This window comes from Crystallibacter degradans (assembly GCF_012952295.1).
Lineage (GTDB): Bacteria > Actinomycetota > Actinomycetes > Actinomycetales > Micrococcaceae > Crystallibacter > Crystallibacter degradans.
The window spans coordinates 486,008-507,967 of sequence record NZ_JABBCH010000002.1 but is presented as its reverse complement, the minus strand read 5'-3'; the positions used below and the strand labels follow the sequence as shown (position 1 = coordinate 507,967).

Sequence of the window (21,960 nt, the reverse complement as noted above, 5' to 3'; positions counted from 1 at the left end):
GTGAAAGGAACCAGCCCGTGAGCCCCGCTGACACGCCGACGTCGGAGAGCCACCTGGTCATCGACGCCGTCACCAAGTCCTTCGGCGACACGTCCGTGCTCCGTGGCGTCAGCCTGTCCGTCCACCGCGGAATTACGACGGCGATCGTGGGCCCCTCGGGCAGCGGCAAGACCACGCTGCTGCGGCTGATTGCCGGGTTCGAGGCACCGGACTCCGGCTCCATTACGCTCGACGGGGCAGCGGTGGCCAACGGCGGCAGCCTGGTTCCCGCGCACCGGCGGAACGTGGGCTACGTGGCGCAGGACGGCGCGCTGTTCCCGCACTTGAGCGTGGGCCGCAATATCGCCTTCGGACTGGAGAAGAAGCGGTTCGGCTCCAAGGCTGCGGTGGAAGGCCGGGTGGCGGAGCTGCTGGCCATGGTCTCGCTGGAACCCGAGCACGCCGGGCGCCGGCCGGACGAGCTCTCCGGCGGCCAGCAGCAGCGCGTCGCCCTGGCCCGGGCGCTGGCCCGCGAGCCGGAACTGATGCTGCTGGACGAACCCTTCAGCGCGCTGGACGCAGGCCTCCGGGTAGCCACCCGCAAGGCGGTGGCCCGTACCCTCGCGGCGGCCGGCGTGACCACCATCCTGGTCACCCACGACCAGGCCGAGGCGCTCTCCTTCGCGGACCAGGTGGCGGTGATGCGCCGCGGCGTCCTGGCCCAGATCGGCAACCCCTTTGTGGTTTACACCCGGCCCGCGGACCGGGAGACGGCGGAGTTCCTGGGCGATGCGGTGATCCTCAACGCGGAGCTGCAGGGTTCCCTGGCCACTTGCGCGCTGGGCGGGATCCCGGTCCGCCGGCCCACCTGCCAGGGGAAGGTGCACCTGATGCTGCGCCCGGAGCAGATCCGCATTTCCGACGCCGGCCCCATCAGAGGCACCGTGCTGGAGACTGACTTCTTCGGCCCCGAGGTGACGGTTCGGCTGGAACTGCACGGACCCGAGGACGCCCTGGGAAACACGCAGCGCGGGGAGACCATCACCATCCGCCACTGGAACGCGACGCTGGCCAAGCCCGGCTCTGAACTGTTCCTGCGCGTGATCGGCGAGGGCGTGGCTTTCCCTGCCTGAGCTATGGCTTTTTCTTCTGCGGGTACGGCGCCTCGTGCCGGGCCAGCATCTCCACGAAACCGGCAATCTTCTTCCGCCGGGCGTCCTCCGTCTTGAGCTGGCTGAGCCGGAAGATCAGCGCGAACCGGTTCTGCGAGGTCAGCACATCGAACATGGCCTGAGCCTGAGGCTCCGCAGCGATCGCAGCCGCGAGATCCTCCGGCACTTCCGCCGTAGCCGGTCCGGCATAGGCCTTGTCCCACCGCCCATCGGCCTGCGCCGCCGCGACAGCCGCGCGTCCGGCGTCGTGCATTTTGCCTGCCGCTTCCAGCTGCTCGATCCGCGCCACATTGCGCAGTGACCAGATGCTGCGCTTGCCACGCGGGCTGAACCGCTGGAAGGAACTCTCGGCGTCGCGCCGTTTGGCCTGCCCGTCGATCCAGCCGAAACACAGCGCTTCTTCGAGGGCACCGGCATAGTCGAGCGTGGTGACGGTTCCGCCCTTCTTGTGCAGCACCAGCCACACGCCGGGCGAGCTGTCATGGTTCTCCTCCAGCCAGGCGCGCCAGGTGGCGGCGTCGGGCAGCAGCAGTTCGGGGAGTTCGGCGGCCATGCGCACACACTAGCCGCGCAACCGGCCGCCGCACCATACTCTGGGAAGAGGCCGCTACCGAGGAGACAAAAAATGCTGCGTGTCCGCCCCGTCCACTACACCTCCCGCATGCAGGAGTACAAGGCCCTGCTGACCGCGCTCGGGCTCGCCGTCACCGCGGACTACGAGACCTGGATGGAGTTCGACGCCGGCCACGGGCGGCTCGCGGTCCACGCCATGCCCGCAGGGCCCGACGACGGCGTCACTTCGCTCGGCTTCGAGGCGCGGGATTTGGAGGAATTCCGCCGCCGGACGGAGGAAGCCGGAACGCGGGCCGAACCGTTCTCGGCGGACCACGGCGGCAGCGTGAAGGTCACCTCGCCGGAGGGCACCGTGTTCTTGGTGGACCGGGCCAACGAGGCGGCCGAACCGCACGACGCGGATCCGTCGCTCACGGTAGCCGCGTTGTGGACCACAACCGAGCTGTCCGCCGCAGCCAAGGTGCTCACGGATATCGGCGCCCGCCGGCGTTCCACGGCACGGGATGATGGCCAGACCGATTCCAGGCAGGTGGACCGCGATCTGACAGACGTGGGCCGGGCTGACTTCATGGCCAAGAACGGCGGGATTATCATGGTGCAGCAGGGCACTGTTGCCGGGATCGCCATCGGCTTCGAGTACGACGGCGGGCTAGAGGTTCTGCGCGACAGGCTGGCCTCGGCTGGGTTCCAGTCGCGGCTGACCGAGGATGCCGGTGGCCGCGTCCTCCTCGTGCCGGACCCGGACGGGTCTGACAGTGCAGGCGGCGCAGGCGGCGGCAACATCAGCATCCGTGAGACACGCCCGCAGCAGGCCTGATCCCGGGTTCCCGCCCCTGCGCAGGCATCTCCGGACGCCAAACGATTCATCCGGAACACACACCGCCGGCTTACGCTCTACGGAAAACCCGCCGCCTCCCGGCTGGTCACGCGTGACGGGTGCATCAGCGGTGCGGTACAACAAGTACATGAATGTTCGCACTCCCGACCCGTATCCAGGCTGGCTCTCCGAAGAGGATCTCTACGAGGCCCGGCAGCGTTTGCCCATGGTCTATGTGGAGGCCGTTCCGGTACGGCTGGACTCCCTCGGCTATGTGACCGAAGTCGGGCTCCTGCTGCAGGCTTCCGACGAGGGGCAGATGGTGCGGACCTTTGTCTCGGGGCGGGTGATGTACCGGGAGACCATCCGTGCGGCGCTCATCCGGCATCTGGAAAAGGATCTTGGGCCGCTGGCGTTCCCGCAGCTGCCGGCCTCCCCCGTGCCCTTCACCGTGGCGGAGTACTTCCCCTCGCCGTCGGAAACCGGGATGACGGATGACCGCCAGCACTGCGTCGCGCTGGCCTACCTGATACCCGTCACCGGTGAGTGTGAGCCCCGGCAGGACGCGCTGGAACTGACCTGGATGACGCCGGACGACGCCCTGAGCCCGGAGGTCCAGTCGGAGTTCGTCGGCGGGCGCGGCAACCTGCTGCGCCATGCGCTGGCCCATGCCGGCTGGTGCCGCTGACCGCCGGTTGACCTCACGCCAGGTGCCTGCTCGGTGCAGGGCCGCGTGCAGGCGTGCCGTCAGATCCGGGCAGGACAACCAGCGTCCTTAGCGACAGCCGTCTTCAGCCGTGCGTCGTAAAAGACGCCGGCTGCTGCCACGTGCTACCGGCGTGGCGCAACTTCGGCTTGCGAGGTAACAAATTCATATACTGAGGTTTGACCCTGAGCTTTGGAGGACCACCCAATGACCGAGCAACAGCCACAGACATACGTCCACAATGTCAAAGCTGAGGCGGTTGAACCGGGCCATATGTTTCTGCGCCGGCGCGGAAAGCAATCGGCCGCGGTGGTGTCCTCCGCCGTCGAAAAGGATGACTTCGGGTCGCCGGCGCTGGTGATTGCCAAGCTGGCCGACGGAACGCAGGTCCGCATCGCCCACGGTTCGAGCATCCGGGTTGCCTCCACGCGGCCCTTCCAGAAGGCTCCGACAGTCCTGACCAACAGCGATCTTGAGCTGATCCCGGCCGAGGAGGGCACGCCAGAGGCGGTTATCGTGGGCACCGCGCGGGCCCACCCGAAGGACATCAGGGTCCAGCGCCTCGCCGCCCGCCTGAGCAAGGGACTGAACACCAAGGCCGGCAGCAATCTGCAGGATGTACGGGATCTGGCCCACCGGCTGTTCGTCGACTTGGCGGATGAGGACAACGCTCTCAATGTCTGCCGCCTGGTGACGGACCTGCCCTTCGACGGCAACTTCGGCCGTTGGAAGTGGATCCAGTCCACGCTGGCCATCGCCGCTTACATCACCCATGAGGCCGGGGACATCGATGAGTCCCAGCGGCTCGGCGACGCCATGCGTGCCCCGGATGAGGCGGAAGAAGAAGATCCGCTGCGCGCCAAGATGAACGCAGTGGTGCGCCAGCGCCAGCTCAACGAGCCCAACCTCTACGACTCGGAGATTCACCGGGCCATGGCCTCCGGAGACCAATCTGCGGAGCACGAATGGCGCGTCGAACGCCTGTCCACCCTGATGTACCTGCGTACCCATGGCGGCTCCGAGACCCTCGAGCCGGCCGAGCTGGACCGCCGCATCGCCAATGAACTGGTGGCCATCCGCGCACTGAACGGCAAGCTGACCGCTCCCTGATCCCCGGCCTGCGCAGACCTCTGGCCAGTCCAAGGGGCCCGGGGTAAAGTCGGCCTCATGACGGATAGCGCTGTGAAAACAGAATCTGGTCCCCGCAAGCTCAGCGTCCACATCAACGCAGACGCCCAGCAGGTATGGGTGATGCTGCGCGAGCCGAAACGGCTTGCGCAATGGCACGGCTGGGAGCTGGACGGTCTCGATGAGGAGATCAAAGAGATTTACTTTGCCGGTGCCGTCGAAAGCCCTGACCATAAGAAGCTCACGTTGGGCAACGGCGACACTTTCATCATCGAGCCGGTTGAGGACGGCGTCCAGCTGACGCTCGAACGCGGGCTCCTGGACCCGGCATCGGAGATGGCGCATTGGGACAAGGACCTCACCGAAGGGTGGACCACGTTCCTGCAGCAGCTGCGTTTCATGCTCGAACGGCACCCGAACACGCCGCGGCAGACCACGTACTTTTCGGCTGATTCCGTGCCCGAAGGCGGCCTCCTGCAGAGCCTGGGCCTGGCGGACCTGCCGGAGCCCGACGAGCCGTACGAGGCAACCCTGAGCACGGGCGAATCGATCAGCGGGAAGGTCTGGTTCCGCACGGAAGCGCAACTCGGGCTGACGGTCCAGTCCTATGCCGAGTACGGAGACGGCCTGCTGATCCTCGCCACCATGCCCCAACTCATGGATGAAAGGCCCGACGGCGGTATTCAGGTTCTGATTACCACCTACAGCTTGGGTGCCAAGTCACTGTCCGCCATCCGGGAGGCCTGGGACGGCTGGCGGACGCAGTACTTCCCCTCCTCGGAGCCGCTGTCCACCCGCAGCCGCTCCCGCGACGAGCTGCCCGTCCGCTAACTGCCGGCAAGCGCGCTGAGTCCGGGACCTGTACCCTCAGGCCTCGGGATCCCGGTGCTTCCGCAGCCGGCGCCGGGTCTTTTCCCGCAGCGTGCGCTGATGCATCAGGTACACCAGGCTAAGGCCTACCAGCGCGCCGATGGCCGTCTGGATGGCACGGTCCACCATCAGGACGGTCGGGTCCGAAGGTGCCGCCAGTTCGGTCATCAAGAGTGCCAGCGGCGTGATGAAGATGAGCGCCAGGGCGTAGTGGCGCAGCACAAACATCTCCGCAGCGAACTGCAACACGATCACTATCAGCACCATGACCCAGGGTGCCGGATGCGGGGCCAGCAGCAGCCCGGCTGCAACCACACCGGCAAACGTACCCAGAATGCGGTGGACGCCCTTGTTTACGCGCTGCGCAAGGCTCGGGCCGGCGATCGGTGCCACGGCAGCTACCATCGCCCAGTAGTTGTGGCCCAGGCCCACCGTTGTTGCCAGCGACCCCGCGGCCAGGACCGCAACGGCGTTGGCGCCGGCCTCGACGCCAAATTCACGCCAGCGCCCGGGAGTCAGGATGCGGCGTTCGGGCGCGGCCATGGAGGTCCGCCAGACCGGTCGCAAGCGGCTGCTGATGCCGATCAGCATGGCCAGCACCACGCTGGCCAGGCCGGTCAGCATCGCTTGCCAAAGCGGCGGCGTCAGCGGGATAGAGCCGATGGCTGCGTAGCCGAACGTAAAGAAGATGACGCCGGCCGGCCGCAGCTGAAAGTAGTTCACCGCCAGCGACCACAGCCCGGCCGCAATGGTGGTGCCGAAAACGATTCCCCAGGCGCCGGCGCCGGCCGCCGAGGTCAGCGCGCCCGCGAGCATGACCAGCAGGATCAGCACCCCGAACTGGCCCTGATGCCGGAGCCTCACCCCATGGGCCTCGCCGCGGCCGTAAATACCGGTAAAGGCACCGAAAGCCGCGAAGATCATCAGGTCGAAGCGGCCTGTCGCCAGCAGGATGAGCAGCGGCAGTCCCACGCTGACGGCACAGCGGGTGGCCACAATATGGTCCCGGCGGGCCGGACCCACGCGGAAAAACTCGCGCACATGATGTTTCACGATGCGGCTGACCACCTTTCATCACATTTCTACAGCCTGCCACGGCCGGACGCACGGCAGGAGGACAAGAGCTGCCTGCGCCGGAGGCGGTCAGGCAAGGCCCCGGCGGAACCGGCCGCCCCGCTGGATAAGGCAAAATGGATAGGTGCCGCAATCTGATTTTTCCTTCACCGTAGGCAAACGCCTGTCCGAAACCGCCCTTCCCACCGCAGCCCAGGTAGAGGTCAACGGCGGTGAATTCAAGGGGCGCACCGGCACCATCGCCACCCCGCATGGCGAGATCCAGACGCCGGCCTTCATCGCCGTCGGAACCAAGGCCACGGTGAAGGCGGTGCTCCCCGAGTCCATGAAGGACCTCGGCGCCCAGGCCCTGCTGGCCAACGCGTACCACCTCTACTTGCAGCCCGGCCCGGAGATCCTGGACGAGGCCGGCGGCCTGGGAACGTTCATGAACTGGGCCGGCCCCACCTTCACCGACTCGGGCGGCTTCCAGGTGATGAGCCTGGGCTCCGGCTTCAAGAAGGTCATTAATATGGACGCGGCCGCCGAGGCCGGGGCCGGTTCCGGCGCCGATGACCGTGTGGCGGCGGGCAAGGAACGCCTCGCCCACGTGGATGACGACGGCGTCTGGTTCAAGTCCCACCTCAACGGGGACCGGCACCGGTTCACGCCGGAAATCTCCATGCAGGTCCAGCATCAGCTCGGCGCGGACATCATGTTCGCCTTCGACGAGTTGACCACACTGATGAACTCCCGCGCTTACCAGGAGCTCAGCTTGGAGCGGACCCGGCTCTGGGCCGAGCGCTGCATCGTCGAGCACGAGCGGCTCACCAAGGAGCGTTCGCACCGGCCGTACCAGGCACTGTTCGGCGTCATCCAGGGCGCCCAGTACGAGGACCTGCGCCGCAAGGCCAGCAGCGATCTCGGCGCCATGAACTTCGACGGCTTCGGCATCGGCGGAGCGCTGGAAAAGGAGAACCTGGGCACCATCGTGCGCTGGTGCAACGAGGAACTGCCCGAAGACAAACCGCGCCACCTGCTGGGCATCTCCGAACCCGACGACATCTTCACCGCCATCGAAAACGGCGCGGACACCTTCGACTGCGTCTCCCCCACCCGGGTGGCCCGCAACTCCGCCTTCTACACCCCGGACGGCCGGAAAAACCTCTCCAATGCCAAGTTCAAGCGGGACTTCAGCCCGCTGGTGGAGGGCTGCGACTGCTACGCCTGCGCCAACTACACCCGCGCCTACATCCACCACCTGTTCAAGGCCAACGAGATGGTCAGCCACACCCTGATCTCCATCCACAACGAGCGCTTCACCGTGAAACTGGTCGATGACGCGCGCCTGGCCATCGAGGACGGCTCCTTCTTCGACTTCAAAACCGAGATCTTGGAACGCTACTACGCCTGACCCCCGGCCGGCGGAACCTGCGGTACAGCAACCACAAACCAAGTACGACGGCGGCAATCACCACGATCACGAGCGCCGGCAACATCACGGCAGCCAAGGCGAGCGACAGGCTCGCCGTGTCCTCCACGGTACTGACCACCGGCGCCGCCGTGCCGACGGTCGCGGCGTTCAGCACCGGCCGGACCATCATCTTCACCAGGTGGACGGCAAAGGCGATGACTATGCCGATGACCACGGGGATCCAGGTGTCGCTGCCGAAGAAGGCATCCGGGTTCGAGACGGTCACTGTTTCCGAGGACACCCCGCTGCCGAAGACGATGCCGCCGGCAGCGGGCCGGATGACGGTCTGGATCCAGTCATTGATGCTGTCTACCACCGGGATTTTGTCAGCGGCGATCTCCAACACCAGCAGCAGGCCCACAATCAGCAGCACCCACCCGTTGCCCAGCCACGCCCACTCGGCGGGCAGCTGGACCAGGTTGGTGTAGCGGTCCAGCAGGCCAAGGATCAGCATCGGAATGAACGCATTCAGTCCCGCTGCCGCAGACAATCCCGTGCCGGTCAGGATTTCGAACATGGCATAAGAGTAATGCCAAATCTGTGGGTCTGACGTGGCCAAAGGCTTCTATACTGGCGCCATGGGACCGTCGCTGGTTTTTGGCGCCGTGGCTTCCAGCGCACTGGTGCTGGGCGCGCTCATCGGAGTGAAGTTCGAACTACCCAAGCGTTTCCTGGCCATGCTGCTGTCCTTCGCGGCGGGCGCCCTGATCACCGCCCTGAGTTTCGAGCTCTTCCAGGACGCCTACCAGCACGGCGGCATCTGGCGGGCAGCCATCGGGCTCTTCGTGGGCGCGGCCGTCTTCACGGCCCTGAGCGCCCTGCTTGACCGCTGGGCCCAGCCCAAGAAGCGGCCAACCCCGGCCGACAAATACCAGGGCAGTGCCAAACTGGACACCAACGCTGCCGCCGAGGACCGCGCGCCCAGCAAGGAGTCCACCCGGGGCGCGGCAGGGATGGCCCTGCTGGCCGCCGTCACCCTCGACGGCGTGCCGGAGAACGTCGCACTGGGCGTCTCGCTCACGGAAGGAACCGGCGGGCTGGCCCTGCTGGCCGCGATCTTCGTGTCCAACCTGCCGGAGTCCCTCGTCGGCGCCTCCTCCATGCGCAGCCAGGGCAAATCCACGGGCACCATCCTCGGCCTGTGGCTGGCGTGCGCCGTGCTGCTCGTCGTCGCCGTCGTTATTGGGGCCGGTCCCCTCTCGGGCAGCGACCCGGAAACGATCTCCCTGCCGCTGGCCTTCGCCGCCGGTGCGGTCATCGCGTCGCTCGCGGACACACTCATGCCCGAGGCGTTCGAGCACGGCGGCCCGGCGGTTGCGCTCAGCACCGCCGCCGGTTTTGTCCTGTCGTTCGTGCTGTCGCTCGCCTAAGGATGACCGCTCAGTTCTCCACCCCCACTTCCCCGCCGCACTTTCCCGTCGTCCGGACCATTGACGCGTGCCCTGCGAGCGGGTATTCCGGTTTACATGACTCCAACAGGATTAACGCAGGATGCGGGCTGGGAGATGGGCGTCCGGAAGACAGTTCCGGCACCGTTGCCCCAGGTCTGGGACTTCCTCATCGGCGAGGGACTGCCGCTGTGGCTGGGCGAAACGACCCTGGGCGCCCGCCGCCGCGACCAATATGAAACCGCGGACGGTACCCGGGGCGAAATCCGCAGATTCCACCCGCACGAGCGGATCAGGCTGACCTGGGAGCCGCAGGCCTGGGACCACGAGTCCATCCTGCAGATCACCCTGATGCAGGTGCAGGCAGGCACCACCATCGGCTTCCACCAGGAGCAGCTGGCCAGTGCCGCGGAGCGGGAGGAGATGCTCGATCACTGGCACGACGTTGCCGATCGGATCGCCGCGGCCTTGGGCAAACGGACCGCGCGCTAGGACCCTGCCATCAGGGCACGGTCAGGGTTGAGGATGCTGCCTGCGTTTAGGACGCAACCCCGTACGAAGGTTCCCGCTTCTTCACCCAGCCGATGGCCGCCGTCGTTAGTGGAACGAAGAGGAACTCGACCAGCGTCTTGTAGACAAAGCCGACGACGACGTAGTTCACGAACGTGGGGATGTCGGTGATGCCGATGACCGAGGCCGCGATCGAGCAGAAAATCAGGGTGTCCGCGAATTCGCCGACGCCGGTGGAGCCCATCAGCCGCGCCCAGAGCTTGCGCTCCCCGAAGCGCTCCTTCATCTTCACCAGCACCCACGAGTTCAGTGTCTGGCCGACCAGGAAGCCCAGCAGGCTCGCGAGCACAATCAGCGGCACCGGGCCAAGGGCGAGTTCCAGCGCTTCCTGCTTGGCGATGCCGAAATCGTCGTTGAAGCCGGGCAGCGCGATGATGACCCAGTAGCAAAGCGAGGCAAAAACGGACAGGGCGAACGTGGTGAGGATGGCCTTGCGCGCCACCTTGAAGCCGTACACCTCGCTGACCACATCGCCAAGGATGTAGGCCAGCGGGAAGAGGAAGAAACCGCCGTCGGTAATGATCGGGCCGATGGCCACGCCCTTGGACGCGCCGATGTTGGAGAGGATCAGCACCACTGCCATGGCCGCGAGCATGATGCCGAAGTAGGGGCTGCCGATCGAGGCGAACTTGGCCGGCGCGTGGCCGGGGCGGGATTTCTGCAGGTCAGTCATTGTGGTTTTGTACCTTTGGGAAGTAGTGGTTCGCGCAACGCTGCGATGCTGCCGGTAGTGCCGGCGTCGAAAGCGTTGGCTGTATTAACACTGGGCCCGTCTGCACCCGGACCGGCATCAATTCTCCCACGCCGCAGCTTGAGCGGTTGTGTTAAGGGCGCTTCGATCTATTCTGGGGGTAGATGACCCTCAGTCCGGCGCCGGCAGAGGACAGTGCCGCGGCGACTGTCACTGACCTCGGAAGGGGCACGCAATGACGCAGGACGGGACCAACGCGGATCCTATCGAACCGGGGCTGCCCGAGGACGAGCAGTTCGCTGACCAACTGCTGGATCACAAGCCCGGCCATCGCGTCACGTTCGGCCCGCTGGCGTTCTTCACCGGATTCTTCGTCACCATCGCCGCCTTCTCGCTCACCCTGATGCTGATCTCGATCATCGGCGGCACGTTCAGCTGGCGGCAGGTCTGGCCGACCTTCGGTATGGCGTTTGTGGTGCTGCTCTACGCCGCCGGCATCGGCCTGATCATCGGGGCTCCCATCGCTTTCCTGCTGGGCCTGGCGTTGCGGCCGGTGCGGCGCCAATGGGTCCACGTGCTGGTGTTCTTCGTGGTCATTACCCTGGTGGCCTGGCTGATCTTCAGCGTGATGTACGGCGGGGCGGCATGGGAGACGCTGCTGCTGGCCGCGCTGATCGGGCTGTGCGCAGCCATCGGCAGGGCCTCCGTGTGGAAGCTCGTGACCGTCTACGACTGAAGGGCGCCGGGTCCGATGCCGACGCCGGTGCAGCGGGCGGACCGCGCCGGTTGGCCATCGGCGGGGGTCACGGTGGAAAATGGACGCATGCCTTCTTCCACTGACATTTCCACCGACGCTGCCCTGACTGCCCGTCCTGCCATCACGCTGACCATTGCGGGCTCCGAAGCCACCGGTGGCGCGGGTGCCCAGGCAGACCTGAAGACCTTCCAGGAGCTCGGTACCTACGGCATCACCGCCCTGACGTGCATCGTCTCCTTCAACCCGAAGGACAACTGGAACCACCGCTTCGTCCCGGTCGACGCGAACGTCATCGCCGACCAGCTCGAAGCCATCCAGACCTGCTACGAGGGCTCGTTGAAGACCGTCAAGATCGGCATGCTCGGCTCCCCCGTCACCATCGACACGGTGGCCACCGCGCTGGGCAACCAGGAGTGGGACAACATCGTGCTGGACCCCGTCCTGATCTGCAAGGGCCAGGAACCCGGCCACGCACTGGACACCGACCAGGCACTCAAAGCCCAGGTCCTGCCGCTGGCCACCTTCGTCACACCGAACCACTTCGAGGCCGAGTCCCTCTCCGGCATCACCATCAACAACGTCGAGGACCTGGAGAAGGCCGCCCGCATCATCCACGAAGCTTCCGGCGCAGCGGTGCTGGCTAAGGGCGGTGTGCGCCTCGAAGGCCCGGACGCCGTGGACGTGTTCTTTGACGGCGAGACCCTCGAAGTACTCAGCGCACCGAAGATCGGCGAGGTAGCCGTCAGCGGCGCAGGCTGCTCGCTGGCCGCGGCCGTAACCGCCGAGCTGGCCAAGGGCGCCACTCCGCTGGAGGCCGCGCGGACCGCCAAGGCCTTCGTGACCGAGGGCATCAAGGCGCGCGTCTCCTCCCACGCCCCGTTCGACGCGCTGTGGCAGGGCTTCGGCGGCTGAGGCGGGGATCCGGCGGCCGGTCCGGTCGCCTTTCACGCGTTTCCGCCCCTACCCGCCCTGTTCAGACCCACGTTCAGGCTTATCAGTCCAACTTTAGGCTTCATGCATCCCCTCTGACTTGGGACGATGTTCTGCACGCGTTTTAAACATGGGCTGTTAGGCTCAAACCCAGGTCGAGCGACGACGCCGAGGGCCATGTGGGGCAAAGGTCCCGGGATTCCGCTGGTCAGAGATCCCGGGGATTTCGCGTGTCGCGCCGGATCGGGTGATCCGTCGGGACCTCCACCAGCACGATGCGCACGCCGTCCGGGTCGGCGATCCACATTTCCAGCAGACCCCACGGTTCCTCCACCGGCGCACGCAGAATCTCTACTCCTGCGGCCACCAGCTTCTTCCACTCAGCCTCGATATCGCGGACCTGGATCCACAACTCCAGCCGGCCGGCGCCCTCGTCGCCGCGCTGCCCGGACACCTCGAGCAGGCCGTTGCCGAGGAAGAATACGATGCCGGGGCTATCGGGATCGCCGAATTCACGGTAAACGGCCAGCCCCAGGACGTCGCGGTAAAAGGCTTGGCTCTTCGCCGGGTCGGAAGGCCGCAGGAGTACGCGGCTGCTCAGTGGCTCCATTCCGCGATCTTGTCCCAGCCATCCCCGGGCGTCAACCGCCGGCAGGCCTGCGATAGGTCTGCGCGGGCCCACTTTGGACGGGGAGTGGAACAGCCAGCCCTCCCGCGCTGCCCCTAGCAGGGGTACTCTAGGGCCAGCGCTGACGATGCTTCGACCAAGGAGAAGGCTGTGCCCGTGAACTATGTCGCTACCTCGACAATCTTGATCGATGCTCCGACGAGCCAAGTCTGGTCCATCATCACGGACCCCGAATCGATCCAGGAGTTCATGTTCGGCACCACCGTCGTCACTGACTGGACCGTTGGCAGCCCGATCAGCTGGCGGGGCGAGTGGAAAGGCAAGGCCTACGAAGACAACGGCGTGATCCTTGAGGTCGAACCCGGAAAGCGGCTGGTGCACACACATTTCAGCCCGCTCTCCGGTCAGGCGAACGTGCCGGAGAATTACCACACGCTGACCTGGACGCTGGAGAACAAGGCAGACAAGACCAAGCTGACGCTCTCGCAAGACAACAACGCCAGCGCCGAAGAGGCGGAGCACTCGAAGGGCATGTGGGACAGCTTGGTCCAAGGCGTAAAGACGGTGGCGGAGCGAAGCTAGCCCTGGCCCAAAAGTTCGAGACCGACGACGCTGACCGCGGCCGCAGCTCCAGCAGTAAAGCCGCACCGCGCTAACCCTTGACTGTCCCTCGCAACGACTGCCACGATGAAGTGCACATGGCGCATCGTTGCGCAGCATGCGCAACTGAAGAGTTCGGACTGGCGCCAAACTCTCGAAGGAGCAGCACCTCATGTCGCAAACCGTTCCCGGTTCCGGTCCCGCCCAGCAGGCCGCGGCGAACCTGCCCGGCCCTGTGCCCCACCCCGATATCACGCTTTACACACGGCTGCGGAAATCACCCTACTTCTGGAAGTCCCGCGAGCACGGCGTCGCCGCCTACAGCGTTTACAACCACACTTATCACCCGCGCCACTACGGCGATCCGGTCAGCGAATACTGGTCCCTGCTGAACGATGTCACCATGTGGGACGTCGGCGTGGAGCGGCAGTTGCAGATCAGCGGCCCGCAGGCTTTCGACTTCACCAACATGCTCACCCCGCGCGACCTGGCCAAGTGCCAGGTAGGCCAGTGCAAGTACGTCTTCATCACCGCTCCTGACGGCGGGATCATCAACGATCCCATCCTGCTCCGTGTGGCGGAGGATAAGTTCTGGCTCTCGCTCGCAGACAGCGACGTCCACCTCTGGGCCATGGGCCTGGCGCACGCCGGCGGCTGGGACGTCACCGTCGAGGAGGTCGACGTCGCCCCGGTCCAGATCCAGGGCCCCAAGGCCAAGGGGCTGATGAGCGACCTCTTCGGACCGCAGATCCTCGACATGCCCTACTACCACCTGCAGCACCACACGCTCAACGGGATGGACGTCGTAGTCAGCCGCACCGGTTACACCGGCGAGGTCGGCTACGAAATCTACCTTGACAACGCCACCCTGAACGCAGGGAAGCTGTGGGATACGATCTGGGAAGCCGGGCAACCTCATGACCTCCGCGTGATCGGCCCCTGCCACATCCGCCGGATCGAGGCAGGCATGCTGGCGTACGGCTGCGACATCACGCTGAACACCAATCCGCTGGAGGTCGGCTACGACTACGACTGGATGGTGGATCTGGACCAGGAGGCCGACTTCGTTGGCAGAGAGGCGCTCCGCAAGGCCCGCACCGAAGGGATCGGCCGGCTCATGGTCGGCGTGGAAATCGGCGGCGACCCGCTGGGCAGCTACAACGACGGATCGATGATCGAACCGTTCCGTGTCACGACGCACGGCGGCGTCCCGGCCGGCGAAGTCACCAGCGCCTGCCACTCCCCGCGTCTGGAGCGCAACATCGGCCTGGCCATGGTCCCGATCGCCCACAGCCGACTCGGCACGGAACTTACCATCCATACGCCCGACGGCGAACGCTCGGGAACCGTCGTCCAGAAACCTTTCGTGGATCCCACCAAGGCAACACCCAAGGACTGAGGGGCCTCCGACCGGCCCGGCGCGGCACCCCCGCCCGGGCCAAACACCGCATTATTACGACGTCGGCACGCGTCTTACCTGACCGGCGTCGCCTTTGCGCGCCTGCGGATAATCTGGACGGACAGACCCGAAGGCGGAAGGAGAGCTGTGGCGGCTCCGGTCATGACTCGGCAGCGCACGGACGCGGCGTGGATCGTCGTCGTACTTGCGGGCATTACCGCAGCCATGCACATTTGGAAGCTGCCCTCGGCGATCCCCGTCATCCAGTCCGAGCTGGACATGTCCCTGGTGGAGGCCGGCGTGCTGCTGGGCCTCGTGCAGGTGGCCGGCATGGCGGGCGGACTGGCCGTCTCCCTGTTCGCCGAGATGATCGGCGCGCGCCGCTGCCTGCTGATCGGGCTGGGCCTGCTGTTCGCCGGCTCCGTGGTGGGCGGTTTCGCGGAGACCGCCGGACTGCTGATGGCTTGCCGGGCAGTGGAAGGCGCCGGATTCCTGCTGGCCACCGTCGTCGCGCCCGGACTGATTCGCGCCAACACTCCCCTGCGCAGGGTCAACACCGCGGTGGGTTTTTGGAGCGCCTACCAAGGATGCGCCACGTTCGTTGGCCTGATCGCGAGCGCACTGGTGCTTCAGGTGACGGACTGGCATACCTGGTGGTGGATCATGGCGGCCCTGACTCTGGTGCCGGTGCCGCTGGTGCTCGCGTTTGTCCCGAAGGATCCAACGGGCGACGGCAGCGGGCTAAAGGCAGCGGTACGGCGGATCGGCGTAACCGTGCGCTCGCCGAAACCGTGGGTGGCCGGCGTCGTCTTCGGCTGTTACACCATCCAGTGGATGGCCGTGGTTGGCTTCCTGCCCACTATTTACCAGCAGAACGGCGTGACCGGAATCTGGCCGGGTGTGCTCAGCGCGGTGGTCGGCGGCCTCAATGCGGTCGGCGCCATCGCCACGGCCCCGTTGCTGCAGCGCGGCGTCACCGCGCGCCGGCTCATCATCCCCACCTTCATCCTCATGGGTACGACGTCGTTGCTCACCTTCGCGGTGGACTGGACCGCGGTGCCGGGAGGCATTGCAATCCAGTTTGCCTGTGTGGCGGCTTTCTCCCTGGTGGGTGCCGCGATTCCGTCCACGCTCACGCGGATGGCAGTGGATCTGGCTCCGCCCGGCGGTTCCACGCCAGCGGCCATGGGCCTGATGCAGCAGATCTTCAACGTTGGCAACTTTACCGGGCCTGCCATCGTCGCCTGGCTCGCCACCGCTACCGGCGGCTGGGACTCCACTTGGTGGATGACTTGCACCTTCGCTGCCCTAGGGATCGGGCTGAGCCTCTACCTGAGCGAGAAGCGGCTTGGCCTGAGTTTCGCCCACCGCTAGCTGCGCCAGCGCCTGCATCAAGCGTGGATGCCGGCACTCCATTGCTCCCCGACCGCAAGCAGCAGCGACTGGAAAGCCACCTCCGCCGGCGCCCTCACCCTGTCATGGCGTTGGGCCAGCATGACCCGCCGCGATGGCACGGAGTCACCCAACTGCAGAACCCTGACGCCTGGATGCTGATTGACGACGGCGGTCTGCGGCGCCAGCGCGATGCCAAGGCCAACGCTCACCATGGCCTGTGCCTCCTGGTAGTCGTTGGCCTGGAAAGCAATATGTGGCGCAAAGCCGGCGGAATTGCTGCTCCGTTCGAGAACCTCCGCCACCGGATGCTCGTTTGCCCGGACAATCCACTGCTCCTGGGCAAGATCGGCCATCTCCACCTTGCCCATCCCTGCCAGCCTGTGCTCGGCGCCAACCACCAGCACCGTGGGTTCGACGAAGACCTGCGTGAGCTCGAACATCTTCGGATCAAGCCGGTGCCAGTCGTACTCCCAGAGGAGACAGAGTCCCACCTCTCCTCTGGCGAGCAGTTCAACCAGCCCTTCAAGCCTGCTGCTTCGAACGTCCAGCCGAATGGCGGGATACTCCCGGCGGAACCGGCTGATAACGATCGGCAGGAACGATCCGCCCAGCGTTGGGAAGGTGCCCAAGCTCAAGCTGCCGCGCTTGAGCCCTGCGATCTGGGCAAGGTCAGCCACGGCTGCGTCCATTTCGCGCAGGATGGAGCGGGCATGGCTGGCAAGAACGTGGCCGGCGTCGGTGGGGACCATTCCGCGGGAGCGACGCTGAAGCAGCGGCTGCCCCACCTCTTCCTCAAGTTTACGCAACTGCTGCGACACCGCTGACGGAGTGTAGAACAGCTCGTCCGCCGCCGCCGTAACCGAACCCGTCTCAACAACTTTTAGTAATATCTGCAGTCTCTTGATATCCAGCATGTCCCACCTCCTTAAGCGCTGCTTCAACATACTGTAGAAAACGCATTTCGGCTACACGCATCCCGCTCCCCTACGCATTTCGCGGCTGGCGGCAGGACGTCTTTCCGCCGAACAGCACCCCCTTGGCCCTCAACTACTAGTGACTGAAGGAGCACTACATGGAAGTCTACTTTTGGTAACTGGTAATTAACTCTCGCTGCCCTCACTATCGAATCAACAAACTTCGTGGGCCCCATCACATCTGGGCGTCTCCACTCCCGATTCGCAAAGTAGGTGAGAACAATTACCAGGTCAGTCAACGCCGTCTGGATGCGCGGCGGAACCAGCAAGTGCTGGGTGTTCGAGCGAGACCAGCTGAACATCCCCGGCTACACAGTGGACGAAGTCCTGCTGCGCCTTTTCGGCAGCCCGGATTCGAGGCAGGTCGACGGGGTGGGGGGCGGGACCTCGACAACCAGCAAGGCTGTCATCCTGTCCCGCTCCCAGAAACCCGAGACCGATATTGACTACACCTTCGCCCAGGTCGGCATTGACGAGGGCAAGGTCGATTGGGGAAGCAACTGCGGCAATTGTTCCGCCGTCGTCGCCCTCTACGCCATGGATCGCGGCTGGGTCCAGCCGCAAGGCGACGAGACACTGGTCCGTGCCCTCAACACGAACACACAACAGCAGATTGTGCAGCGGGTTGCGACGCCGGGCGGTCGGTGGCAACCGGAACTCGACACGATGATTCCCGGGGTACCTTTCCGTGGCACCGAAGTAGGTTTGGGCTTCGTTGAACCGGCGGGCAAGACCACCGGCAGCCTTCTGCCAACGGGCAACGCCGCCGACGTCTTGATGGTGCGTGGCCGCGCCGTTGAGGCGTCATTGGTTGATGCCGGCGCGCCGCTGGTGATCATTTCAGCAACCACGGCGGGGCTCGGCGAGACGGATTTCCGGGAGTGGGGCCTGGAAGTACTCCCCGAGCTGGAGAATCTGGACGCGATCCGCCGCGCCGGCGCCGTCGCCATGGGCCTGTCCACCACGCCGGAGAGCGCCGAACGTGCCATCCCCAAGCTAGCTATCGCGGCGCCACCGGACAGCGCGGGCGAAGCCGATGTCCAGATCATGATGCTCTCCATGGGCAATCCCCACCCCGCCTTGGCAATCACCGGAAGCATCGGCCTGACAATGGCGGCGGGTACGCCCGGCACAGTTGTCGAACGCGCCTTGATGTCGCCGGTGGACACATCCTTGAATATTCGAACGCCGGCAGGGATCATTTCCACGTGGCGCAGCACCGTGGACGGCAGCGAAATCGTCGGCTCCGTCCGCACCGCCAGGGTCCTTGCCCGCGCTTCGCTTCCGCTGCCCCCACTGCGTGCTGCGGAAGGGCACGCCCTGGAACCTGCAAGGCACAGCCAGTCAAAGGAGACACCTATGGTCCAGCTGCCTCATAAAACGCCGAATAACGACGGCGGCCGCGGGCGCGATGATCTGCCGCCCGCCGACAACGAATTGGCCGAGCTGCGCGAACTGGCCGATCCACCGCAGCATTCGCGCCGCACTGTGCTGACCGCCGTCGGGCTCTTCGCGGCGCTCGGCCTGGGTACCACCGTATTCGGCGGCGGCCTGCTGCGGCCGCCTGTGACGACAGCCGACGGAGACTACTCCGGCGAGACCATCAAGATGGTCATCCCGCTGGCGGAGGGCGGCGGCACCGACACCTGGGCCCGCTTCATCGGCACGGAAATGGTCCATTTTGTTCCCGGTATGCCCGGATTCGCACCGACCAACGAGTCCGGTGGCGAAGGCATCACCGGAAGCAACCACTTCGCCTCTTCCGCCAAGGACGATGGCACGGAGCTGCTTGTCAGCACCGCAACCACGGTGGTCCCCTGGGTGCTCGGCCGGCACGCGGTCAAGTACTCCTTCAGCGACCTCACACCGGTTCTGGTCAATGGCACCGGCGGAGTCATCTACGCTCGGACCGCCGCTGGCATTAAGTCCGTCAAGGATCTCATCGGCCGCGACAAGCCGCTGGTCTTCGGCGGCATCAGTGCGACCGGCCTCGACCTCACTACGCTCGTCGCCTTCGACCTGCTCGAGGCGGAAACCACCGCGACCTTCGGCTTCGAGGGACGCGGGCCGGTCAACCTGGCGCTCCAGCGCGGCGAGATCGACATCGACTACACGACCACCTCCTCCTACGGCTCGGCCGTTGAAGGCATCGCCGAGGAAGGAAAGGCCGTTGTGCTGATGTCCTTCGGCCAGCTGGACGCCGAGGGCAAGGTTGTCCGCGATCCGAATTTCCCCGACGTCCCCACCGTTGTCGAGGTCTACCGCGAGCTGCACGGTTCCGAGCCGAGTGGCGAAAAGCTCGAAGCGTACAAGACACTGCTTGGCCTGACCTACACGTATCAAAAGGGCCTGTGGGCACCTGCCGGCACCCCGGAGGAAGCCGTAAAGCTGCTGCGCGAGTCCGCGCACAAGATGGCCTCGGACAAGGCCTTCAACGCCAAGGCGGACAAGATTCTGGGCGGCTACCCCATTTCGGCCGATGCACAGTTGCCGGCACGCGTGGCCGAGGCCTACACGGTGACGGATGCAACCAAGAAATATGTGCTGCGCCTGCTCAAAGACACCTACGACATCGAAGTCGACTAAGGAATAACAATGCTTGATTCAGCTATGGCCGCATTGGCCTCATTGGCGGACCCGGCGCTGCTGTTAATGCTGCTTGTCGGCGTTGTGGCAGGCCTGGTCATGGGCCTCATCCCGGGCCTCGGCGGCACCGGAGCGGTGGCGATCCTGCTGCCCATTACCTTCGGCATGGAGCCCGCCCCGGCGCTGGCCCTGCTCATCGGAGCACTCGCCGTCGTCCATACCTCGGACACCGTCTCGGCGGTACTGCTCGGCGCACCGGGCTCGGCTTCGGCATCGGTGACGATGCTCGACGGTTACTCGATGGCCCGCAAGGGCCAGGCCAAACGTGCGCTCAGTCTTGCCTTCCTCTCCTCCATGGCGGGCGGCCTCATCGGTGCCGTTGGCCTGACGCTGGCGATCCCGCTGGCCCGGCCGCTGGTGCTCTCCTTTGCCAGCCCGGAACTGTTCATGCTGACCGTCCTCGGTGTCGCGCTGGCCGCGGTTCTCTCGCGCGGCAACGTGGTGAAGGGCCTGGTCGCCGGCCTCATGGGCCTCCTGCTCGGCATGGTGGGGACATCGCCCACAACGGCCGAGGAGCGCTTCACTTTCGGCAGCCTGTTCCTCGGCGACGGGCTCTCTCTGGTCGCAGTCGCCCTCGGCATCTTCGGCCTCGCGGAGATCGCTTCCCGCGCCAGCCAACGCCGCGGCGAGATTGCCCCGGTCAAGGTCACCGGCGGTTGGGGTTCGGGTATCCGCGAGTGGCTCACCCACTGGTCGCAGGTCCTCCGTGGCTCGCTGATCGGCATCTGGGCGGGCGTCCTCCCGGGCGTCGGTGCCACCGCCGGCACCTGGCTGGCCTACGGCCAGGCCGTGGCCACGGCGAAAGACAAGCGGCAGTTCGGCAAGGGCGATCCCCGCGGGATCGTCGGACCGGAAAGCGCCAACAACTCCGTCGAGGCCGGGGACCTGATCCCCACCCTGCTGTTCGGCATCCCCGGCGGCGTTCCCTCGGCGATGCTCCTCGGCATGCTGCTGACCTACGGGATCCAGCCCGGACCGTCCATCATCACCGACCACCTCGATCTGATGTACCTGATTGTCTGGTCCTTCGCCATTGCCTCCGTGCTCGGCGCGTTGTTCTGCTTCCTGACCGTGCGCCCACTGGCCTCGCTGACCAAGGTCCCGTTCGCCGTCTTGGCGTCCGGCCTGGTTGCAATCATGCTGCTTGGCTCCTTCCAGGAAGGTGGCCAGCTGGGCGACCTCTGGGTCATGGTGCTGCTGGGCATCGCCGGCTGGGTTCTGAAGTCCACAGGCTTCCCGCGTGCTCCGTTCTTGATCGGCTTTGTCCTGGCCATTCCGCTGGAGCGTTACTACTTCCTGACGGACAGCCTGTACAACGGGTTCGAGTGGATGCTGCGTCCGGGCACCATGGTGTTCCTGGCGATCCTAGTGCTGCCCATCCTGTGGAACATCTTCAAGTGGATCCGTGCCCGCCGCCGGCTGGACCGCGACGACGACCCGAAGCATGAGAATGCTGTCGACGCCGAAAGTCCGCTGAAGAACTCCACCTGGTCGCTGGCCACTTCACTGGTTGTCATCGTGATTTTTGCTGGCTCGCTGGTCATCTCCTCCGGGTTCTCACCGGAGGCACGGCTGGTACCGCAGCTGGTCGGCTGGGGCGGACTCATCATGGGCCTTGCACTGCTCGGCCAGGAAATCGTGATCCGGCGTCGGGCCGGGCAGCTCCAAGCCGCCATGCCCGCGCAGGGTGCGGCGGAAGCGGCGGCGCCGTCGTCCGTCGTCATGAGTTCCCCGGGTTCCGCTCACGCCGTTGGTTCAACTGATGCCACGGGTTCTGCTGGCCCCGGCTCAACCTCCACCGAACCGATTACCTCGGCAGGTACGGGGACGGGCTCCCGCCGGGCCGCCGGCGCCGTGGCCACGGCTGTGCCGTCTGCGGAATCCGTAGCCAGCGACGCACCTGCGAACGGGCAGACGTCCGCAGGGCATGGGCCTGGTTGGACCAAAGAGGCAGGATTCGCCTTCAAGACGTTCGGCTGGATGGCAGGGTTCCTGATTTTGATCGGCATCCTTGGCTACCTCATTGCCGTCATGATCTTCGTTCCGGCTTTCCTGCTCATCGTCGCCCGGGCCAAAACCAAGACGACGATCATCTACACGGCGGTTCTCTACGTGGTGCTACTGGCCTTGCCGACGCTGCTGCCCATCGATCTGCCACAGGGCTGGCTCAGCCAGCTTGTCGGCTGAGCCAGTGAACGATACGAAAACGA

The 21,960-nt window shown here is 65.6% G+C and carries 21 protein-coding genes; 15 read left to right on the top strand and 6 right to left on the bottom strand.

The features are described 5' to 3' along the window. The first annotated feature begins 17 nt into the window (after nucleotides 1–17). Entirely contained in the window at nucleotides 18–1,112 is a 1,095-nt protein-coding gene (locus HGO92_RS06130; RefSeq protein WP_169992853.1) for an ATP-binding cassette domain-containing protein, read from the top strand. Between the two features lies 1 nt (nucleotide 1,113). Here the strand turns inward: HGO92_RS06130 and HGO92_RS06125 are convergent, their stop codons facing one another. Further along, nucleotides 1,114–1,704, bottom strand: a complete 591-nt coding sequence (locus HGO92_RS06125; protein ID WP_169992851.1) for a YdeI/OmpD-associated family protein — start codon at nucleotides 1,702–1,704, stop codon at nucleotides 1,114–1,116. A gap of 72 nt (nucleotides 1,705–1,776) precedes the next feature. Between HGO92_RS06125 and HGO92_RS06120 the strand changes: the two genes are divergently transcribed. The 4 genes from HGO92_RS06120 (at nucleotide 1,777) to HGO92_RS06105 (ending at nucleotide 5,206) form a co-directional block, all read left to right on the top strand. Continuing rightward, a complete protein-coding gene (locus HGO92_RS06120) occupies nucleotides 1,777–2,541 on the top strand; it encodes a VOC family protein (protein WP_169992849.1) in 765 nt (254 codons plus the stop codon). 148 nt (nucleotides 2,542–2,689) lie between these two features. Then, on the top strand, nucleotides 2,690–3,229 hold the full coding sequence (locus tag HGO92_RS06115) for an NUDIX hydrolase family protein (protein ID WP_139004158.1): 540 nt from the start codon (nucleotides 2,690–2,692) through the stop codon (nucleotides 3,227–3,229). A 225-nt stretch (nucleotides 3,230–3,454) separates the two neighbouring features. Continuing rightward, the gene (locus tag HGO92_RS06110; protein ID WP_169992847.1) at nucleotides 3,455–4,357 is read left to right on the top strand and encodes a DUF6707 family protein; all 903 of its coding nucleotides are present in this window, start codon (nucleotides 3,455–3,457) and stop codon (nucleotides 4,355–4,357) included. A gap of 72 nt (nucleotides 4,358–4,429) precedes the next feature. Next, nucleotides 4,430–5,206 carry an SRPBCC family protein gene (locus tag HGO92_RS06105; RefSeq protein ID WP_346768871.1) on the top strand — a complete coding sequence of 259 codons (777 nt, stop codon included), beginning with the start codon at nucleotides 4,430–4,432 and terminating at the stop codon, nucleotides 5,204–5,206. A gap of 36 nt (nucleotides 5,207–5,242) precedes the next feature. Here the strand turns inward: HGO92_RS06105 and HGO92_RS24505 are convergent, their stop codons facing one another. Then, the gene (locus HGO92_RS24505) at nucleotides 5,243–6,298 is read right to left on the bottom strand and encodes an FUSC family protein (RefSeq protein WP_346768870.1); all 1,056 of its coding nucleotides are present in this window, start codon (nucleotides 6,296–6,298) and stop codon (nucleotides 5,243–5,245) included. A gap of 145 nt (nucleotides 6,299–6,443) precedes the next feature. On the opposite strand from HGO92_RS24505, the gene tgt reads away from it, so the two are divergent. Continuing rightward, a complete protein-coding gene (gene tgt / locus HGO92_RS06095; RefSeq protein WP_169992843.1) occupies nucleotides 6,444–7,712 on the top strand; it encodes a tRNA guanosine(34) transglycosylase Tgt in 1,269 nt (422 codons plus the stop codon). On the opposite strand, the gene HGO92_RS06090 is transcribed toward tgt, so the two are convergent. After that, entirely contained in the window at nucleotides 7,678–8,289 is a 612-nt protein-coding gene (locus tag HGO92_RS06090; RefSeq protein WP_169992841.1) for a DUF4126 domain-containing protein, read from the bottom strand. The two genes, tgt and HGO92_RS06090, sit on opposite strands and share 35 nt — an antisense overlap. 61 nt (nucleotides 8,290–8,350) lie before the next feature. Between HGO92_RS06090 and HGO92_RS06085 the strand changes: the two genes are divergently transcribed. Further along, nucleotides 8,351–9,142, top strand: a complete 792-nt coding sequence (locus tag HGO92_RS06085) for a ZIP family metal transporter (RefSeq protein WP_169992839.1) — start codon at nucleotides 8,351–8,353, stop codon at nucleotides 9,140–9,142. Between the two features lie 96 nt (nucleotides 9,143–9,238). Further along, nucleotides 9,239–9,652 carry an SRPBCC domain-containing protein gene (locus HGO92_RS06080; protein ID WP_169992837.1) on the top strand — a complete coding sequence of 138 codons (414 nt, stop codon included), beginning with the start codon at nucleotides 9,239–9,241 and terminating at the stop codon, nucleotides 9,650–9,652. A 46-nt stretch (nucleotides 9,653–9,698) separates the two neighbouring features. Here the strand turns inward: HGO92_RS06080 and HGO92_RS06075 are convergent, their stop codons facing one another. Then, on the bottom strand, nucleotides 9,699–10,403 hold the full coding sequence (locus tag HGO92_RS06075) for a queuosine precursor transporter (protein ID WP_169992835.1): 705 nt from the start codon (nucleotides 10,401–10,403) through the stop codon (nucleotides 9,699–9,701). A gap of 253 nt (nucleotides 10,404–10,656) precedes the next feature. On the opposite strand from HGO92_RS06075, the gene HGO92_RS06070 reads away from it, so the two are divergent. Together HGO92_RS06070 and thiD are read left to right on the top strand one after the other, a co-directional pair. Further along, a complete protein-coding gene (locus tag HGO92_RS06070; RefSeq protein ID WP_169992827.1) occupies nucleotides 10,657–11,157 on the top strand; it encodes a hypothetical protein in 501 nt (166 codons plus the stop codon). An 87-nt stretch (nucleotides 11,158–11,244) separates the two neighbouring features. Beyond that, nucleotides 11,245–12,090, top strand: coding sequence for a bifunctional hydroxymethylpyrimidine kinase/phosphomethylpyrimidine kinase (gene thiD, locus HGO92_RS06065; RefSeq protein WP_169992825.1), 846 nt, complete (start codon nucleotides 11,245–11,247; stop codon nucleotides 12,088–12,090). A gap of 226 nt (nucleotides 12,091–12,316) precedes the next feature. Here the strand turns inward: thiD and HGO92_RS06060 are convergent, their stop codons facing one another. Further along, nucleotides 12,317–12,718, bottom strand: a complete 402-nt coding sequence (locus HGO92_RS06060; RefSeq protein ID WP_169992823.1) for a VOC family protein — start codon at nucleotides 12,716–12,718, stop codon at nucleotides 12,317–12,319. 168 nt (nucleotides 12,719–12,886) lie between these two features. On the opposite strand from HGO92_RS06060, the gene HGO92_RS06055 reads away from it, so the two are divergent. The 3 genes from HGO92_RS06055 to HGO92_RS06045 all read left to right on the top strand — a co-directional run bounded on the left by HGO92_RS06055 (nucleotide 12,887) and on the right by HGO92_RS06045 (nucleotide 16,109). Then, nucleotides 12,887–13,318 carry an SRPBCC domain-containing protein gene (locus HGO92_RS06055; RefSeq protein WP_169992821.1) on the top strand — a complete coding sequence of 144 codons (432 nt, stop codon included), beginning with the start codon at nucleotides 12,887–12,889 and terminating at the stop codon, nucleotides 13,316–13,318. Nucleotides 13,319–13,508: 190 nt separating this feature from the next. Continuing rightward, nucleotides 13,509–14,735 (top strand): glycine cleavage T C-terminal barrel domain-containing protein, encoded by a 1,227-nt coding sequence (locus HGO92_RS06050; protein ID WP_169992819.1) that lies wholly within the window; start codon nucleotides 13,509–13,511, stop codon nucleotides 14,733–14,735. A 162-nt stretch (nucleotides 14,736–14,897) separates the two neighbouring features. After that, complete coding sequence (locus HGO92_RS06045; protein ID WP_169992817.1) at nucleotides 14,898–16,109, top strand: MFS transporter; 1,212 nt, start codon at nucleotides 14,898–14,900, stop codon at nucleotides 16,107–16,109. 17 nt (nucleotides 16,110–16,126) lie between these two features. On the opposite strand, the gene HGO92_RS06040 is transcribed toward HGO92_RS06045, so the two are convergent. Further along, nucleotides 16,127–17,044: a LysR family transcriptional regulator gene (locus tag HGO92_RS06040; RefSeq protein ID WP_169992815.1), complete on the bottom strand. Its 918-nt coding sequence runs from the start codon at nucleotides 17,042–17,044 to the stop codon at nucleotides 16,127–16,129. Between the two features lie 273 nt (nucleotides 17,045–17,317). Here HGO92_RS06040 and HGO92_RS24500 point away from each other — a divergent pair, with 273 nt between their 5' ends. Together HGO92_RS24500 and HGO92_RS06025 are read left to right on the top strand one after the other, a co-directional pair. Continuing rightward, nucleotides 17,318–19,690, top strand: coding sequence for a PrpF domain-containing protein (locus tag HGO92_RS24500; protein WP_346768869.1), 2,373 nt, complete (start codon nucleotides 17,318–17,320; stop codon nucleotides 19,688–19,690). Nucleotides 19,691–19,699: 9 nt separating this feature from the next. Beyond that, the gene (locus tag HGO92_RS06025; protein WP_169992813.1) at nucleotides 19,700–21,937 is read left to right on the top strand and encodes a tripartite tricarboxylate transporter permease; all 2,238 of its coding nucleotides are present in this window, start codon (nucleotides 19,700–19,702) and stop codon (nucleotides 21,935–21,937) included. The last annotated feature ends 23 nt before the right edge of the window (nucleotides 21,938–21,960 follow it).

What these genes read in the sequence shown, in the direction of transcription:
- HGO92_RS06070 (WP_169992827.1), top strand. Translation starts at nt 10,657, where the DNA reads ATGACGCAGGACGGGACCAACGCGGATCCTATCGAACCGGGGCTGCCC.
- HGO92_RS06120 (WP_169992849.1), top strand. Translation starts at nt 1,777, where the DNA reads ATGCTGCGTGTCCGCCCCGTCCACTACACCTCCCGCATGCAGGAGTAC.
- HGO92_RS06040 (WP_169992815.1), bottom strand. Translation starts at nt 17,044, where the DNA reads ATGCTGGATATCAAGAGACTGCAGATATTACTAAAAGTTGTTGAGACG.
- HGO92_RS06060 (WP_169992823.1), bottom strand. Translation starts at nt 12,718, where the DNA reads ATGGAGCCACTGAGCAGCCGCGTACTCCTGCGGCCTTCCGACCCGGCG.
- HGO92_RS06050 (WP_169992819.1), top strand. Translation starts at nt 13,509, where the DNA reads ATGTCGCAAACCGTTCCCGGTTCCGGTCCCGCCCAGCAGGCCGCGGCG.
- HGO92_RS06110 (WP_169992847.1), top strand. Translation starts at nt 3,455, where the DNA reads ATGACCGAGCAACAGCCACAGACATACGTCCACAATGTCAAAGCTGAG.
- HGO92_RS06075 (WP_169992835.1), bottom strand. Translation starts at nt 10,403, where the DNA reads ATGACTGACCTGCAGAAATCCCGCCCCGGCCACGCGCCGGCCAAGTTC.
- HGO92_RS06085 (WP_169992839.1), top strand. Translation starts at nt 8,351, where the DNA reads ATGGGACCGTCGCTGGTTTTTGGCGCCGTGGCTTCCAGCGCACTGGTG.
- HGO92_RS06025 (WP_169992813.1), top strand. Translation starts at nt 19,700, where the DNA reads ATGCTTGATTCAGCTATGGCCGCATTGGCCTCATTGGCGGACCCGGCG.
- thiD (WP_169992825.1), top strand. Translation starts at nt 11,245, where the DNA reads ATGCCTTCTTCCACTGACATTTCCACCGACGCTGCCCTGACTGCCCGT.
- HGO92_RS06115 (WP_139004158.1), top strand. Translation starts at nt 2,690, where the DNA reads ATGAATGTTCGCACTCCCGACCCGTATCCAGGCTGGCTCTCCGAAGAG.
- HGO92_RS06045 (WP_169992817.1), top strand. Translation starts at nt 14,898, where the DNA reads ATGACTCGGCAGCGCACGGACGCGGCGTGGATCGTCGTCGTACTTGCG.
- HGO92_RS06080 (WP_169992837.1), top strand. Translation starts at nt 9,239, where the DNA reads ATGACTCCAACAGGATTAACGCAGGATGCGGGCTGGGAGATGGGCGTC.
- HGO92_RS06090 (WP_169992841.1), bottom strand. Translation starts at nt 8,289, where the DNA reads ATGTTCGAAATCCTGACCGGCACGGGATTGTCTGCGGCAGCGGGACTG.
- HGO92_RS06125 (WP_169992851.1), bottom strand. Translation starts at nt 1,704, where the DNA reads ATGGCCGCCGAACTCCCCGAACTGCTGCTGCCCGACGCCGCCACCTGG.